Annotated in this window: 11 protein-coding genes; 8 read left to right on the top strand and 3 right to left on the bottom strand. The window is 68.7% G+C overall.

The window, feature by feature from the left end:
• The 3 genes from TSH20_RS24885 to TSH20_RS24875 form a co-directional block, all read right to left on the bottom strand.
• The coding region (locus TSH20_RS24885; protein WP_109492997.1) for an aldehyde dehydrogenase (NADP(+)) at positions 1–1,462 on the bottom strand (1,462 nt) is incomplete at its 3' end.
• Positions 1,463–1,647: 185 nt separating this feature from the next.
• A complete protein-coding gene (locus TSH20_RS24880) occupies positions 1,648–2,574 on the bottom strand; it encodes a dihydrodipicolinate synthase family protein (RefSeq protein ID WP_109156366.1) in 927 nt (308 codons plus the stop codon).
• Positions 2,575–2,609: 35 nt separating this feature from the next.
• Positions 2,610–3,524: an SMP-30/gluconolactonase/LRE family protein gene (locus tag TSH20_RS24875; protein ID WP_247871343.1), complete on the bottom strand. Its 915-nt coding sequence runs from the start codon at positions 3,522–3,524 to the stop codon at positions 2,610–2,612.
• Positions 3,525–3,676: 152 nt separating this feature from the next.
• Between TSH20_RS24875 and TSH20_RS24870 the strand changes: the two genes are divergently transcribed.
• From TSH20_RS24870 to TSH20_RS24835, 8 genes are all read left to right on the top strand, one after another.
• On the top strand, positions 3,677–4,648 hold the full coding sequence (locus TSH20_RS24870; protein WP_109156364.1) for a LysR family transcriptional regulator: 972 nt from the start codon (positions 3,677–3,679) through the stop codon (positions 4,646–4,648).
• A gap of 174 nt (positions 4,649–4,822) precedes the next feature.
• Positions 4,823–5,911 carry a multiple monosaccharide ABC transporter substrate-binding protein gene (chvE, locus tag TSH20_RS24865; RefSeq protein WP_109156363.1) on the top strand — a complete coding sequence of 363 codons (1,089 nt, stop codon included), beginning with the start codon at positions 4,823–4,825 and terminating at the stop codon, positions 5,909–5,911.
• A 98-nt stretch (positions 5,912–6,009) separates the two neighbouring features.
• Positions 6,010–7,596, top strand: coding sequence for a multiple monosaccharide ABC transporter ATP-binding protein (gene mmsA / locus TSH20_RS24860; protein WP_109156362.1), 1,587 nt, complete (start codon positions 6,010–6,012; stop codon positions 7,594–7,596).
• Positions 7,593–8,792 (top strand): multiple monosaccharide ABC transporter permease, encoded by a 1,200-nt coding sequence (gene mmsB, locus TSH20_RS24855; RefSeq protein ID WP_109156361.1) that lies wholly within the window; start codon positions 7,593–7,595, stop codon positions 8,790–8,792. The genes mmsA and mmsB overlap by 4 nt, the downstream gene beginning before the upstream one ends.
• 29 nt (positions 8,793–8,821) lie before the next feature.
• A complete protein-coding gene (locus TSH20_RS24850; RefSeq protein WP_109156360.1) occupies positions 8,822–9,760 on the top strand; it encodes a Gfo/Idh/MocA family oxidoreductase in 939 nt (312 codons plus the stop codon).
• A gap of 41 nt (positions 9,761–9,801) precedes the next feature.
• Positions 9,802–11,823, top strand: coding sequence for a methyl-accepting chemotaxis protein (locus TSH20_RS24845; protein ID WP_109156359.1), 2,022 nt, complete (start codon positions 9,802–9,804; stop codon positions 11,821–11,823).
• A 77-nt stretch (positions 11,824–11,900) separates the two neighbouring features.
• The gene (locus tag TSH20_RS24840; RefSeq protein ID WP_109156358.1) at positions 11,901–13,739 is read left to right on the top strand and encodes an IlvD/Edd family dehydratase; all 1,839 of its coding nucleotides are present in this window, start codon (positions 11,901–11,903) and stop codon (positions 13,737–13,739) included.
• Positions 13,740–14,009: 270 nt separating this feature from the next.
• Positions 14,010–15,530, top strand: a complete 1,521-nt coding sequence (locus tag TSH20_RS24835; protein WP_247871342.1) for a ribonuclease J — start codon at positions 14,010–14,012, stop codon at positions 15,528–15,530.
• Positions 15,531–15,615 lie beyond the last annotated feature (85 nt).

Genomic DNA, 15,615 nt, shown 5'->3' with positions numbered 1-15,615 from the left:
GGCGGATCGCCAGCGTGCCGACCGAGGTGCTGCGCGGGTCCGAGGTCGCCGGGAACGGGCCGCCATGCACCATCGCGTGGCAGACCTCCACCCCCGTAGGCCAGCCGTTCGCCAGGATGCGGCCAGCCTTTCGCTCCAGCGTCGGGATCAGACCCGCCACCGCGCCCTTGTCCTCCGCATCCATCTGCAAGGTCGCCGTCAGCTGACCCTCCAGCTTTTCCGCCACCGCCTTCATCGCCGCCACGTCCTTACAGCGGATCAGCAGCGAGGCGGCGCCGAACACCTCCTCCTGCAACTCGGTGTCGGCGAGGAAGGCGTCGGCCGTGGTGCTGAAGAAGGCGGCCTGCGCCTGGTTCGGCCCGCTGCAGGCCAGCCCGCGCGCCAGAGCCGTCACCTCGCCGCTGCCGGCCAGCTTGGCGACGCCGGCGTCATAGGCGGCGTGGATGCCCGGCGTCAGCATGGTCGAGGCCGGGCTGCCGCCGAGAGCCGCAACCGCAGCATCGACGAAGCGGTCGAGGTCCGACCCTTCGACGCTCAGCAGGATGCCGGGGTTGGTGCAGAACTGCCCGGCGCCCATGGTCAGCGAGGCGACGAACGCCTTGCCCAGAGCCTCGGCCCGTGACGCCAGCGCCGCCGGCATCAGGAAGACCGGGTTGATGCTGCTCATCTCGGCATAGACGGGGATTGGCTCCGGCCGCCTGGACGCCACCTCCATCAGCGCCAGCCCGCCGCGGCGCGAGCCGGTGAAGCCGACCGCCTTGATCCGCGGGTCGGCGACCAGCGCCGTGCCGATCTCGTTGCCGGTGCCGAACAGCAGGGAGAAGACGCCCTCATGCAGGCCGCAGGAGGCGACCGCCGCCTGGATGGCGCGGCCGACCAGCTCCGACGTGCCGGGATGGGCGCCATGGCCCTTCACCACCACCGGGCAGCCGGCGGCGAAGGCCGAGGCCGTGTCGCCACCGGCCACCGAGAAGGCGAGCGGGAAGTTGGACGCGCCGAACACCGCGACCGGCCCCAGCGCGATGTGGCGCTGGCGGATGTCGGATCGGGGCAGCGGCGTGCGCGCCGGCAGGGCCGGGTCGATGCGGGCCTCGATCCAGCTGCCCTCGCGGACGACCTGGGCGAACAGGCGGAGCTGGCCGACGGTGCGGCCACGCTCGCCCTCCAGCCGGGGGCGCGGCAGGCCGGATTCGGCCATGGCGCGGGTGATGAGGTCGTCGCCGATGTCGAGGATGTTCTGGGCGACCGTTTCGAGGAAGGTCGCGCGCTGCTCCAGGCCGGTCTCGCGGAAGCTGTCGAAGGCGGCCCGGGCCAGGGCGCAGGCGCGCTCCACCTCTGCCGCGCCGCCGCCGCCGAAGACGGGCTCCAGCACCTCGCCGGTGGCGGGGTCGACGGCGCGGAACTCGCCCTGGGCGCCGCGGTGGGCGCTCGCGCCGATCAGCATCTCGCCGGTGATGGTCATGATGTCTCCTTCGTCGGGGCGTTTTGCCCCCTCCCTAACCCTCCCCCGCCCTCGGTCGGCCGAAGGCCGATCCGATCGCGGGAGAGGGGACTGCCGCCATCCTTTACTGAACCCCCGCAAAGCTCCTGCCCCCTCTCCCGCCAAAGGCGGGGGAGGGATGGGGAGGGGGCACCCGTCGCGACGACCTACCGCCCCCAGCGCAGCACCAGCGGATCGAGCCGCCTTGCCGCGTCCAGCAACCCCTCGCGGCTCATCGGGTGCGGACCGGCCAGCGGGTGGCGCATCGCGTCGGACTTGATGACGCCGCCCTCCTTCATCAGGATTTTCGCGGTGGCGATGCCGCACTGGCGGTTCTCGTGATTGATCAGCGGCAGCCAGCGCCCATAGGCCGCCACCGCCGCCTCGCGGTCGCCCGCCAGATACGGATCGAGGATCTGCCGGATGCCGTCGGGATAGCCGCCGCCGGTCATCGCCCCGGTCGCCCCGGCGTCGAGGTCGGCCAGCAGCGTGATCGCCTCCTCGCCGTCCCAGGGGCCTTCGATGGCGTCGCCGCCCAGCTCGATCAGCGTCCGCAGCTTCGCCGCCGCCTGCGGCACCTCGATCTTGAAATAGGAGACGTTGGCGATCTCCCGCGCCATCCGCGCCAGCAGAGGCGCGGACAGTGCGGTGCCGCTGACCGGCGCGTCCTGGATCATGATCGGGATGTCGATGGCGTCCGAAACGCGCTGGAAGAACTCGACGATGCCGGCCTCCGGCACGCGGATGGTGGCGCCGTGGTAGGGCGGCATCACCATCACCATCGCGGCCCCGAGATCCTGGGCGCGGCGGCTGCGCTCGGCGCAGGCGCGGGTGCTGAAATGGGTGGTGGTGACGATCACCGGCACCCGGCCGGCGACATGGGCCAGCATCGTCTCCATCAGCACCGTCCGCTCGTCGTCGGTCAGCACGAACTGCTCGGAGAAGTTGGCGAGGATGCACAGGCCGCTGGAGCCGGCATCGATCATGAAGTCGACGCAGCGCTTCTGACCGTCGAGGTCCAGCTCTCCCGCTTCGGTGAAGATGGTGGGGACGACGGGGAAGACGCCGCGATAGGGGCGTGCGCTGGACGGCATGGCGGTAAGGTCCTTCCTCGAAATCTTGGCGACAGTCAGCGCAACGGGTTTCCGAATTGGCCGCAGGGAAGGCCGCGCACGCCCGGATCGCACTCGAACAGCGATCCTGCCAGCGGTTCCTCGTCCCGGCCATGCGCCGCGGTGGTGATGAACATCCGGTCCAGATCCGGACCGGCGAAGACGCAGGAGGTGACGCGGGACACCGGCAGCGCGATCACGCAGTCCAGCGTCCCGTCGGGACGGAAGCGGCTGACGCGCGCGCCGTCCCAATGGGCGATCCACAGCCCGCCCTCGGCGTCGCAGGTCATGCCGTCTGGATAGCCGTCGGCCTCGGTGAAGCGGATGTGGACGCGCTTGCCCGACAGGCCGCCGCCGGCATCGATGTCGAAGGCATAGACCGTCCGCGCCGCGCTGTCGGTGTGGTAGATCGTCCCGCCGTCCGGCGACAGCGCCGGCCCGTTGGCGACGGTGTAGCCCTGATCGACCCGGGTGACCGAGCCGTCGGCGTCGATGCGGTAGAAGCTGCCGGCCGGCGCCTCCTCCGCATCGTCCATGCTGCCGACCCACAGCCGGCCCTGACGGTCGGCCTTGCCGTCGTTCAGGCGGTTGCCCGGCATGTCCGGCTCGATCCGCGCAATCTCTTCGGCAACCGCCGCCTGTCCCGGCTCCAGCCGCAGCCGGACCACCCGGCGCGAGCGCAGCCCGGCGATGAAGCCGTCGCCATCGGCGCTCTCCACCAGCCAGCAGGCGGCGTCATCCAGGTCCCATCCCGCCTGCGAACCATCGGACAGGCCGTGGCGCAGGATGCGGGAGCCGCGGATATCGACGAAATAGACGGCATCCTGCCGCGAGGACCAGAGCGGACCTTCCCCCAGCAGCGCCCGAGCCTGCCAGACGCAACGCGCTTCCTGCGCCATACCGCTCGACCCCTCACCCTGGCGGACCGCCATTCGCTGGCGGCCTTTTCAAAATTTGTTGACGGCCCAAACGATAAGGGGCCACTTGATAATCGTCCAATATGAAGATCGGCGTTTGCGATATCAAATGTCGTATCCCGGCATTTCCGATCCCGGCGCCGCTGCCCCACCGGAGGCATACCCCCTTGACCCCGCAACGCTTTTCACCGAACTGGTTCCAGAAGGCACGGCTGAAGCTGCGCCATCTCCAGCTGTTCGCGGCGCTCGACGAACACCGCAACCTGCACCGCGCCGCCGCCAGCCTGAACATGTCGCAGCCCGCCGCCTCCAAACTGCTGGGCGACCTGGAGGAAACGCTGGGCATCGAGCTGTTCGACCGCCATGGCCGCGGCATCGAGCCGAACTGGTACGGCAGCCTCATGATCCGCCACGCCCGGATGATCCTCAGCGAGCTGCAGGAGACGGGGGAGGAGCTGAACGCCCTGCTCGCCGGCCACAGCGGCCGGGTGTCGATCGGCACGGTGATGGCTCCGGCGGTGGAGCTGGTGGTGCCGGTCATCAGCAGCCTGACCCGCGAGCATCCCAACCTGAAGGTCGCGGTGGCGGTGGAGACCAGCGACGTTCTGGCCGACCGCGTCCATCAGGGGGTGATGGATTTCGCCATCGGCCGCCTGCCCGGCCATTTCGACCCCACCGCCTTCGAATATCAGGAAATCAGCAGCGAGGAGCTGTGCTTCATCTGCCGCGAGGGCAACCCCCTTCTGCAGCTGGGCCGTCCGCTGACCGCCGCCGACCTGTCCGACGCCACCTGGATCCTGCAGCCGGTCGGCACGCTGCTGCGCGACCGGGTGGAGGCGCTGTTCCGGGCCGAAGGCGCCCGGCTACCGCACCGGGTGATCGAAAGCGCCTCTCCCGTCATTTCGATGGCGATGGTGGCGGAAACCGAGTCGATCACCGTCTTCGCCCGCGCGCTGGCCCAGGTGTTCTCGCCCAGCGGCTGCTGCGCCATCATGCCCTTCCACAAGCGCTTCAGCGTCGAACCCTACGGCATCTTCTGGCTGAAGGACCGGCCGCTGTCGCCCGGCGCCCGCACCGTGCTGTCGGCGGTGCGCGCGGCGTCGGAGCTCAAGATGCGCCTGATGTCGGCCACCGCCTGAGCGATGTGACGGCCGATACCTAAATGCATATCGATTTGCCGAATAATCATATTTGACAGTTATGGGAAAACGGAGGATTGCTAGGGACACAAACCATCGCGTCCGACGCCATCCGCGCCACAGAACGCGGGGGCGGCGTATCGCGTGCCGCAGTAACGGGGAGGATTCCGGTCCATGTCGTCTCCTAAAGGGTCTTCTTTCAGCTCCAAGTTCGCCGGCCTCGCCGTCGGACTGCTCGTCGCCACCAGCGCTCTCGTCCCGGCCATGGCCCAGGACAAGCCGACCGTCGGCATCGCCATGCCGACCAAGTCGTCGGCGCGCTGGATCGACGACGGCAACAACATGGTCAAGTATTTCCAGGAAAAGGGATACAAGACCGATCTGCAATATGCAGAGGACGACATCCCCAACCAGCTCGCCCAGATCGAGAACATGGTCACCAAGAACGACAAGGTTCTGGTGATCGCCGCCATCGACGGGACGACGCTGACCGACGTGCTGCAGAAGGCGGCGGAACAGGGCGTCAAGGTCATCGCCTACGACCGCCTGATCCGCAATTCGCCCAACGTCGATTACTACGCCACCTTCGACAACTTCCAGGTCGGCGTCCTCCAGGCCTCCTACATCGAGAAGGCTCTCGGCCTCAAGGACGGCAAGGGTCCGTTCAACATCGAGCTGTTCGGCGGCTCGCCCGACGACAACAACGCCTACTTCTTCTACAACGGCGCCATGTCGGTGCTTCAGCCCTACATCGACAGCGGCAAGCTGAAGGTGCAGAGCGGCCAGATCGGCATGGACAAGGTGTCCACCCTGCGCTGGGACGGCGCCGTCGCCCAGGCCCGCATGGACAACCTGCTCAGCGCCTATTACGGCGACAAGAAGCTGGACGCCGTGCTGTCGCCCTATGACGGGCTCAGCATCGGCATCATCTCGTCGCTGAAGGGTGTCGGCTATGGCACCCCGCAGCAGCCGATGCCGGTCGTCACCGGCCAGGACGCCGAGGTGCCGTCGGTCAAGTCGATCCTGGCGGGCGAGCAGCGCTCCACCGTCTTCAAGGACACCCGCGAACTGGCGAAGGTCACGGTGGGCATGGTCGACGACCTGCTGGCCGGCCGCAAGCCGCAGGTCAACGACACCAAGACCTACGACAACGGCAAGAAGGTGGTTCCCTCCTATCTGCTGAAGCCGGTCAGCGTCGACGCCTCCAACTGGAAGCAGATCCTGGTCGACAGCGGCTATTACAAGGAATCGCAGATCAAGTGAGTGAACGGCGCGGGGTGGGGGCTGCCGACCGGCGCCCTCCCCCCGCGCCCCGTCCAACAGCGGATCGGGCGGCAGGATCGGCGATCGAGGGTTTATCCATGGACAGCATTCTTGAGATGCGCGGCATCACCAAGACGTTCCCGGGCGTCAAGGCGCTCGACAACGTCAATCTCTCGGTCCGCGAGGGAGAGATCCACGCGCTGATCGGCGAGAACGGCGCCGGCAAATCGACGCTGATGAAGGTGCTCAGCGGCGTCTATCCGCACGGCACCTACGAGGGCGAAATCCGCTTCCGCGGCCAGCCCGTCGCCTTTCGCAGCATCGCCGACAGCGAGAAGCTGGGCATCATCATCATCCACCAGGAACTGGCGCTGGTTCCGCTGCTGTCGATCACCGAGAACCTGTTTCTCGGCAACGAGCAGGCCAAACGCGGCCGGATCGACTGGATCGCCGCCACGGCCCGCGCGCGCGAACTCCTGCGCACGGTCGGCCTGACCGATTCGCCGGAAACCCTCATCACCGACATCGGCGTCGGCAAGCAGCAGCTGGTGGAGATCGCCAAGGCCCTGTCCAAGGAGGTCAAGCTGCTGATCCTGGACGAGCCGACGGCCAGCCTGAACGAAAGCGACAGCGACGCCCTGCTGGCCCTGCTGCTGCGCTTCAAGGAACAGGGCATCTCCTCCATCCTGATCTCGCACAAGCTGAACGAGATCGCCAAGGTCGCCGACCGCGTCACCATCCTGCGCGACGGCACCACGGTGGAGACGCTGGACTGCCACGACGGACCCATCAGCCAGGACCGCATCATCAAGGGCATGGTCGGCCGCGACCTTGCCGACCGCTATCCCCGCCGCACCAGCAACCCCGGCGACATCCTGTTCGAGGTGAAGGGCTGGAGCGCCGACCACCCGATCCATCCCGGCCGCCGCGTCGTGCGCGACATCGACCTGCATGTCCGCCGGGGCGAGGTGGTGGGCATCGCCGGGCTGATGGGCGCCGGCCGCACCGAATTCGCCATGAGCCTGTTCGGCCGCTCTTACGGCCGCAACATCCGCGGCAAGGCCTTCCTCGCCGGGCGCGAGATCGACGTGTCGACCATCCGCAAGGCGATGGACAGCGGGCTGGCCTACGCCACAGAGGACCGCAAGCATTACGGCCTCGTGCTGGACAACGACATCCGCCACAACGTGACGCTGGCCAAGCTGGACGGCGTCGCCAAGCGCGGCGTCATCCACCACGAGCGCGAGATCGAGGTCGCCAACGATTTCCGCCGCCGCCTGCGCATACGCTGCTCCGACGTGTTCCAGCAGACGGTCAACCTGTCCGGCGGCAACCAGCAGAAGGTCGTGCTCAGCAAATGGCTGTTCGCCGACCCGCAGGTTCTGATCCTGGACGAACCGACCCGCGGCATCGACGTCGGCGCCAAATATGAAATCTACACCATCGTCAACCAGCTGGTGGCCGAGGGCCGCGGCGTCATCCTGATCTCCTCGGAACTGCCGGAGCTTCTGGGTGTCGCCGACCGCATCTACGTGATGAACGAAGGCGCGCTGGTCGCCGAGATGCCGGCGGCGGAAGCCAGCCAGGAAAAGATCATGCACGCCATCATGTCGTCCGCCTCCAGATCACCAGCCAATTCTCCGGTCAATTCTCCGGCAGCAGCCGTCCGGGAGTCCCTGCAATGAGCGCCGAACTGAACATGCCCGCCGCGCCGTCCCGCCAGGCTTCGATGGCCAAGTTCCTGAAGAGCCACATGCGCGATTACGGCATGCTGATCTCGCTGCTGGCGATCGTGGCGTTCTTCCAATACATGACCAACGGCACGCTGCTGCAGCCGCTGAACCTGACCAACCTCGTCCTGCAGAACAGCTACATCGTCATCATGGCGCTGGGCATGCTGCTGGTGATCGTCGCCGGGCACATCGACCTGTCGGTCGGGTCCATCGTCGGCTTCATCGGCGCGCTGGCCGCCATCCTGATGGTGCAGTTCCACTGGCACTTCGTCCCCACCGCCATCGTCAGCCTGATCGCGGGCGCCGCCATCGGCGCGGCACAAGGGTACTGGGTCGCCTATTTCCGCATCCCGTCCTTCATCGTGACGCTGGCCGGCATGCTGGTCTTCCGCGGCCTCAGCCTCGCGCTGCTGGCCGGCCAGTCCGTCGGTCCCTTCCCGGTGGAGTTCCAGCGCCTCAGCTCCGGCTTCATTCCGGACATCTTCGGCACCACCGGCTTCCACACCACCACTCTTCTGCTGAGCATCGCGACGCCGGCCATCCTGATCGCCTTCAGCGTCGCCGCCCGCATCCGCCGCCACCGCTTCGCCATCGAGCAGGAGCCGCTGGTCCTGTTCGTGCTGAAGAGCGCCGGGCTGTTCGCCGTGGTCTCCTATGTCGGCTGGCTGCTGGCGACCTACAAAGGGCTGCCGAACGTCCTCATCATCATGGCGCTGCTGATCGGCCTCTACGCCTTCGTCACCCGCGACACCACCATCGGCCGGCGCATCTACGCGCTGGGCGGCAACGAGAAGGCGGCCAAGCTGTCGGGCATCGATACCCGCCGCCTGTCCTTCTACACCTTCGTGAACATGGGCGTGCTGGCCGCACTCGCCGGCCTGATCTTCGCCGCCCGCCTCAACACCGCCACGCCGAAGGCCGGCGTCTCGTTCGAGCTGGACGTGATCGCCGCCTGCTTCATCGGCGGCGCCTCGGCTTCGGGCGGCGTCGGCCGGGTGACCGGTGCGGTGATCGGCGCCTTCATCATGGGCGTGATGAACAACGGCATGTCGATCGTCGGCATCGGCATCGACTGGCAGCAGGTCATCAAGGGTCTGGTGCTGCTCGCCGCCGTCTGCTTCGACGTCTACAACAAGGGCAAGGCCTGAGGCTTTCGGCCCCGACCGGACTAACCGCCATGACGCTCCCCACCCTCGGTCTCGTCGGCTTGGGCAAGATCGCCCGCGACCAGCACATCCCGGCCATTGCCGCCACCGGCCTGTTCCAACTGGCGGCCGTGGTCAGCCCGGACGGCGCCGGCACCGAAGGCGTGCCGACCTTCCGCTCCCAGGCGGAGATGCTGGCAGCCCTGCCCGCCCTCGACGCCGTGGCGCTCTGCACCCCGCCCGCCGTCCGCCACGGGCTGACGGTGGAGGCCCTGCGCGCCGGCAAGCATGTGCTGATCGAGAAGCCCCCCGCCGCCACCCTGTCGGAGCTTCACGATCTGGTGGCGGAGGCCGATGCCGCCCGCCGCACGCTGTTCACCGCCTGGCATTCGCAGTTCAACCCGGCGGTCGAGGAGACCCGCCGCCGGTTGGCGGACACCGACATCCGCAGCGTCGCCATCACCTGGAAGGAGGATGTGCGGCGCTGGCATCCGGGCCAGGACTGGATCTTCGCGGCCGGCGGCTTCGGCGTCTTCGATCCCGGCATCAACGCCCTGTCGATCCTGACCGACATCCTGCCCGCCCCGGTCTTCGTCCGTTCCGCCGACCTGCATGTGCCGGCAAACCGCGACACGCCGATCGCCGCGACGCTGGAGATGAGTGCGGCCCCCGGTTCCCGCATCGGCCGCGTCACCGCCGATTTCGACTTCCTCCAGCAGGGCGAGCAGACCTGGTCCATCGTCATCGACACGGCCGACGGACGCCTCGACCTCACCCATGGCGGCACCCGCCTGCTGGTGGACGGCGTCCCGGTCCTGGCCGAGCCCGACACCGAATACCAGCGCATCTATCGCCATTTCCACCGGTTGATCGGCGAAGGGGCGAGCGACGTCGATGCCCGTCCGCTGTCGCTGGTCGCCGACGCCTGCATGGTCGGGCGCTGGCACCGCACCGACTCCTTCGACTGGTAGAAGGCCCCGGAAGAGGGTCCGGCAACAGGGAGGTTCCCCGCATGTCCATCGCCACCCGCGTGCAAATCGGCACCCGCATCGGCCACCGGATCACCGCCGGCAGCGCCGGAATCCTGCTGTTCCTCGCCGCCGTCGCCGGGGTGGGCATCAACGCCCTGTCGGAGACGGAAACGGTGGTGCGCCGCAACGGCGTGCTGGCGGAACAGGTGGTCGATCTCGGCCGCATGCAGACGCTGATGCTGGACATGCGCCTGAAGACCACTGCCTTCCTGCTGAACGGCCGCGACGAGGATGCCGATGCCGTCATCTCGCTGGCGGCGGAGGCCGCCGCTCTGGTCGCCGCCGTCGACCAGCGCCTCAATGGCAGCGGCGACACCGCGGCGGTCCAGCAGATGAAGGCCCGCGTCGCCCAATATGGCGACAGCTTCGCCGCCGTCCGCGCCGCCCATGCCCAGCGCAGCGAGGCGGTGGCCGAGGTGGCGAAGTTCGGGTCGAAGCTGCAGACCATGCTCAGCACCATCCTGACCAACGCCAAGAACAGCGGCAATGTCGACGCCCTGAACCTCGCGGCCCAGGCGGCGATGCATGTCCAGGCCGCCCGCACCGTCGCCGCCCGCTTCCAGGGGGAGGGCACGGCCGGCCTCGCCACCGCGACGAAGACCGAACTGAAGACCGCCGCCCAGAATGGCGACACCATGGCGAAGACGCTGACCGACCCGGCCCTGCGCGGGCTGGTCGCCGCCTTCCTGAAGACGCTCGACGGCTATGCCGCCGGCTTCGACCGGCTGGTGGAGACGACGCAGCGCCGTGACGGGCTGGTCACCGGCACCCTCACCCCGCTCGGTACCGCCATCGGCGAGCAGGCCCGCGCCCTGACCGACCAGGGCATCGCCGACGAACAGCAGCTGCGCGCCGACACCACCGCCGACATCGCCGGCTACCGCAGTGCGATGATGCTCGCCTCGGCCGCCGGCCTGATCCTCGGCCTTGCCGCGGCGGTGCTGATCGCCCGCAGCCTGTCGCGCCCGGTGGTCGCCATGACCGACGCCATGACCCGGCTGGCCGGCGGCGACCGCTCCGTCGCCATCCCCGGCCTCGACCGCCGCGACGAGATCGGCGGCATGGCCAAGGCGGTGCAGGTCTTCCAGGCCGGCCTGATCGAGGCCGACCGCATGGCCGCCGACAAGGCCGCCGAGCATGAGACCCGCGTCCGCCGCGGCGAGCGCATCGACCGCCTGACCCAGGAGTTCGAGCGCATGGTGGAAAGCACGCTGGGCCGCGTCGCCAGCGCAGCCACCCAGCTGCAATCGACCGCCCACTCCATCCAGTCGACCACCGACGAGACCAGCCGGCTGGCCGGCGACGCCGTCCGCACCTCCGGCGAGACCACCGGCAGCGTCGAGACGGTGGCCGCCGCCGCCGAGGAACTGGCCGTCTCCATCGCCGCGATCAGCCAGCATGTCGCCCACAGCGCCCAGGTGACCGAGCAGGCGGTCGGCATCGCCCGCATCACCGACGAGACGGTGCGCAGCCTGACCGGCGTCGCCCGCCAGATCGGCGACGTGGTGCAGTTGATCGGCTCCATCGCCGCCCAGACCAACCTGCTGGCGCTGAACGCCACCATCGAGGCGGCACGGGCCGGCGAGGCGGGGCGCGGCTTCGCCGTGGTGGCGAACGAGGTCAAGAGCCTCGCCGCCCAGACGGCGAAGGCGACCGAGGAGATCGAGACCCAGATCGCCGCCGTCCAGCGCGTCAGCAGCGAGGCGGCCGGCGCCATCACCGAGATCACCAAGGTGATCGGCGAGGTCAACGAGGTCTCCACCACCATCGCCAGCGCCATCGGCGAGCAGCGGGCCGCCACCCAGGAGATCAGCGGCAGCATCCAGCTCGCCGCCCGCGGCACCCAGGATGTCCGCGACACCATCACCGGCGTGACCCACGCCTTCCAGGCCACCAGCGACGCCTCGCGTCAGGTCAAATCCGCCGCCGACGGCCTGTCCGGCGAGGCCGACGACCTGCGCGGCTGCGTGTCGCGCTTCCTGGCCGACATGCGCGCGGCCTGATCCAACCCAACGGAACACAAACCCAACTCCGGCGCCCAGCCATCCGCTCCGCGCCCCAACCTGAAACCGGTGCCGATATGTCCGAGACGAAGCCCCCCTTCCCCGCCAATGCCGACGGTTCAGCCCAGGATTCAGGGCGTCGGCTGCGTTCGCGCGCGTGGTTCGACAACCCCGCCAACCCCGACATGACCGCGCTCTATCTGGAGCGGTACCTGAATTTCGGCCTGACGCGGGAGGAGTTGCAGTCCGGCGCGCCGATCATCGGCATCGCCCAGACCGGGTCCGACCTCAGCCCCTGCAACCGCCACCATCTGGTGCTGGCCGAACGCCTGCGCGAGGGCATCCGCACCGCCGGCGGCATCGCCATCGAGTTCCCCGTCCACCCGATCCAGGAAACCGGCAAGCGGCCGACCGCCTCCATCGACCGCAACCTCGCCTATCTCGGCCTCGTCGAGGTTCTGCACGGCTATCCGCTCGACGGCGTGGTGCTGACGATCGGCTGCGACAAGACCACGCCGGCCTGCCTGATGGCGGCGGCGACCGTCAACATCCCGGCCATCGCCCTGTCGGTCGGCCCGATGCTGAACGGCTGGTTCCGCGGCGAGCGCACCGGCTCCGGCACCATCGTGTGGAAAGCGCGCCAGATGATGGCGGCCGGCGAGATCGACTATCAGGGCTTCATCGAGCTGGTGGCTTCCTCGGCCCCCTCGACCGGCTACTGCAACACGATGGGCACCGCCTCCACCATGAATTCGCTGGCGGAGGTGCTGGGCATGCAGCTCCCCGGCTCCGCCGCCATCCCCGCCCCCTACCGCGAGCGCCAGCAGGCCGCCTATGAGACCGGCAAGCGCATCGTCGAGATGGTGCGCCAGGACATTAAGCCGTCCGACATCCTGACCCGCGACGCCTTCCTCAACGCCATCGTCGTCAACTCGGCCATCGGCGGCTCGACCAACGCGCCGATCCACATCAACGCCATCGCCAAGCACATCGGCGTGCCGCTGACGGTCGACGACTGGCAGACCCACGGCCTTGACATCCCGCTGCTGGTCAACCTCCAGCCGGCCGGCGAATATCTGGGCGAGGACTTCCATCGTGCCGGCGGCGTGCCGGCCGTGGTCGGGCAGCTGATGACCAGGGGCCTGATCCGCGAGGACGCCCCCAACGTCAACGGCCGCACCATCGGCGAGAACTGCCGCAACACCGAGATCCTCGACACCCGTGTCATCCATCCGATCGACGATCCGCTGAAGATCAATGCCGGCTTCGTCGTGCTGCGCGGCAACCTGTTCAACGCCGCCATCATGAAGACCAGCGTGATCTCCGACGAGTTCCGCGAGCGCTACCTGTCCAACCCGAAGGACCCGGAAGCCTTCGAGGCCAAGGTCGTCGTTTTCGATGGGCCGGAGGACTACCACCACCGCATCGACGACCCGTCGCTGGGCATCGACGCCTACACCATCCTGGTCATCCGCGGCGCCGGCCCCATCGGCTACCCCGGCGCGGCCGAGGTGGTGAACATGCGTCCGCCCGCCGACCTCATCAAGCAGGGCATCCATTCCCTGCCCTGCATCGGCGACGGCCGCCAGTCCGGCACCTCGGGCTCGCCCTCGATCCTCAACGCCGCCCCGGAAGCGGCGGCCGGCGGCAACCTCGGCATTCTGCGCACGGGCGACCGCGTGCGGATCGACCTGCGCCGCGGCAGCGCCGACATCCTGATCTCCGAAGCCGAACTGGCCGACCGCCGCGCCGCCCTGGAGGCCGCCGGCGGCTACCCCGCCCCGCCGTCCCAGACGCCGTGGCAGGAAATCCAGCGCGGCATCGTCGACCAGCTGGACGAGGGCATGGTCCTGAAACCGGCGGTCAAGTACCAGCGCGTGGCGCAGACGATGGGGATCCCACGCGACAATCATTGACCGGGCACCGGGGGCGCCTGTGCGCCCCCGACTCCCCCACGCATCCCAGCAATGCCCCACCATTTCGTGTGACTTTTTACGCGCGCCCTTGACGTACGTCCCGCTTTACCCACATAAGCCCTCACGAGGCATCCGATCCCAGCCGTCCGACGGCCGCCGACAAGGCGCCTCCGGCCGGGTCCCTCCCACCCCCGAGATCCGCATCGACGAGCGATGCACGCCCGTCCGGCAGCGTCGAATGCCGGCCTAAGTGAGACGTACGACAGAGGCATGACGTTTGATTCAAAGCGGCGCCGGATGGCGCCGAACAACCGCGCACGCAACCGCAACCCGCGTCCGCGTGACGATTTCGACGGCTCCCGCCCGGCGACCATTCCGGTCCATGGCGGCGGCCCCACCGGCCCGGTTCCGGGCAAGGATGAGATCCTGTTCCTTCCGCTGGGCGGCTGTTCCCGCATCGGCATGAACATGGCGCTCTACGGCCACGCCGGCAAATGGCTGATCGTCGACGCCGGCGTCGCCTTCATGGGCGACGAGGCGCCGGGCATCGACAGCCTGATGGCCGATCCGACCTTCATCGAAGAGCGGATGCAGGACGTCGTCGGCCTCGTGGTGACCCATGCGCACGAGGACCATATCGGCGCGATCCACCATCTGTGGCCGCGCCTGCGCTGCCCGATCTATGCCAGCCCCTTCGCCTCCCACATCATCCGGGACCGGCTGAAGGAAAAGGGCGCCCACCGCGCCGCCAAGGTGCAGACCTTCGAGATCGGCGACACGCTGACCATCGGTCCCTTCCGGATCGAGACCATCGCCGTCACCCACTCGATCCCCGAGCCGATGTCGCTGGCGATCCGCACGGCGGCCGGCACGGTCCTGCACACTGGCGACTGGAAGTTCGATCCCAACCCGCTGGTCGGCCGCAGCACCGATTTCGCCGCGCTGAAGCGCCTGGGCGACGAAGGGCTGCTCGCCATGATGTGCGACAGCACCAACGCCGACGTGCCCGGTTCCACCGGCTCCGAGGCCGACGCCCGCGCCGGCCTGATCGGCGCCTTCGCCGGCCGTTCCGGCGCCATCGCCGTGACCGGCTTCGCCTCCAACGTCGCCCGCATGACCGCGGTGGCGGAAGCGGCGGCGGCGGTCGGGCGCAAGGTGGTTCTGGTCGGCCGCTCCATGCTGCGCATGGAAAAGGCGGCGCAGGCCTGCGGCTATCTCGACCATGTGCCGGACTTCATGGATGTCCGCGAGGCCTCCTGGACCCCGCGCGAGAACCTCGTGTTCCTGTGCACAGGCAGCCAGGGCGAGGAGCGGGCGGCGCTGAGCCGTCTGGCCCGCAACGAACACCGCGACCTCTGGCTGGAAGAGGGTGACACCGTCATCTTCTCCGCCCGCGCCATCCCCGGCAACGAGGAGGTGCTGGCCGACATCCACGCGCATCTGCGCGGCATGGGCGTCGAGATCGTCACCCCGGCCGACGCGCCAGTCCATGTCTCCGGCCACCCGAAGCGCGACGACCTCGCCCGCATGTATGGTCTGGTCCGCCCCCGCTTCGCCGTGCCGGTCCATGGCACCATCGAGCATATGGAGGCCCACGCCCGCCTCGCCCGCACTTGCGGTGTCGAACGCGCGCTGGTTCCGGAGGACGGCGACATCCTGCGCATCGCCAAGGAAGGCACCCGCGTCATCGGCCGGATCGAGCCGAGGCGCCTCGCCAACACCGGGCGGGACCTGATCCCCTGGATCCCGCCGGTGGCGGTGGACGCAGAGGAAGAGCGCGTCGCGGCCTGACCGCCGCCCCCGCCTCCCCTCTCCGAACGGACAAAAGCGAACGGGTCCTGTGGAACACTCCACAGGACCCGTTCGCTATTTACGA

The sequence above is a fragment of the Azospirillum sp. TSH20 genome, assembly GCF_003115935.1.
In the GTDB taxonomy this organism is placed as follows: domain Bacteria; phylum Pseudomonadota; class Alphaproteobacteria; order Azospirillales; family Azospirillaceae; genus Azospirillum.
This window is presented reverse-complemented; position numbering and strand designations above follow the sequence as displayed.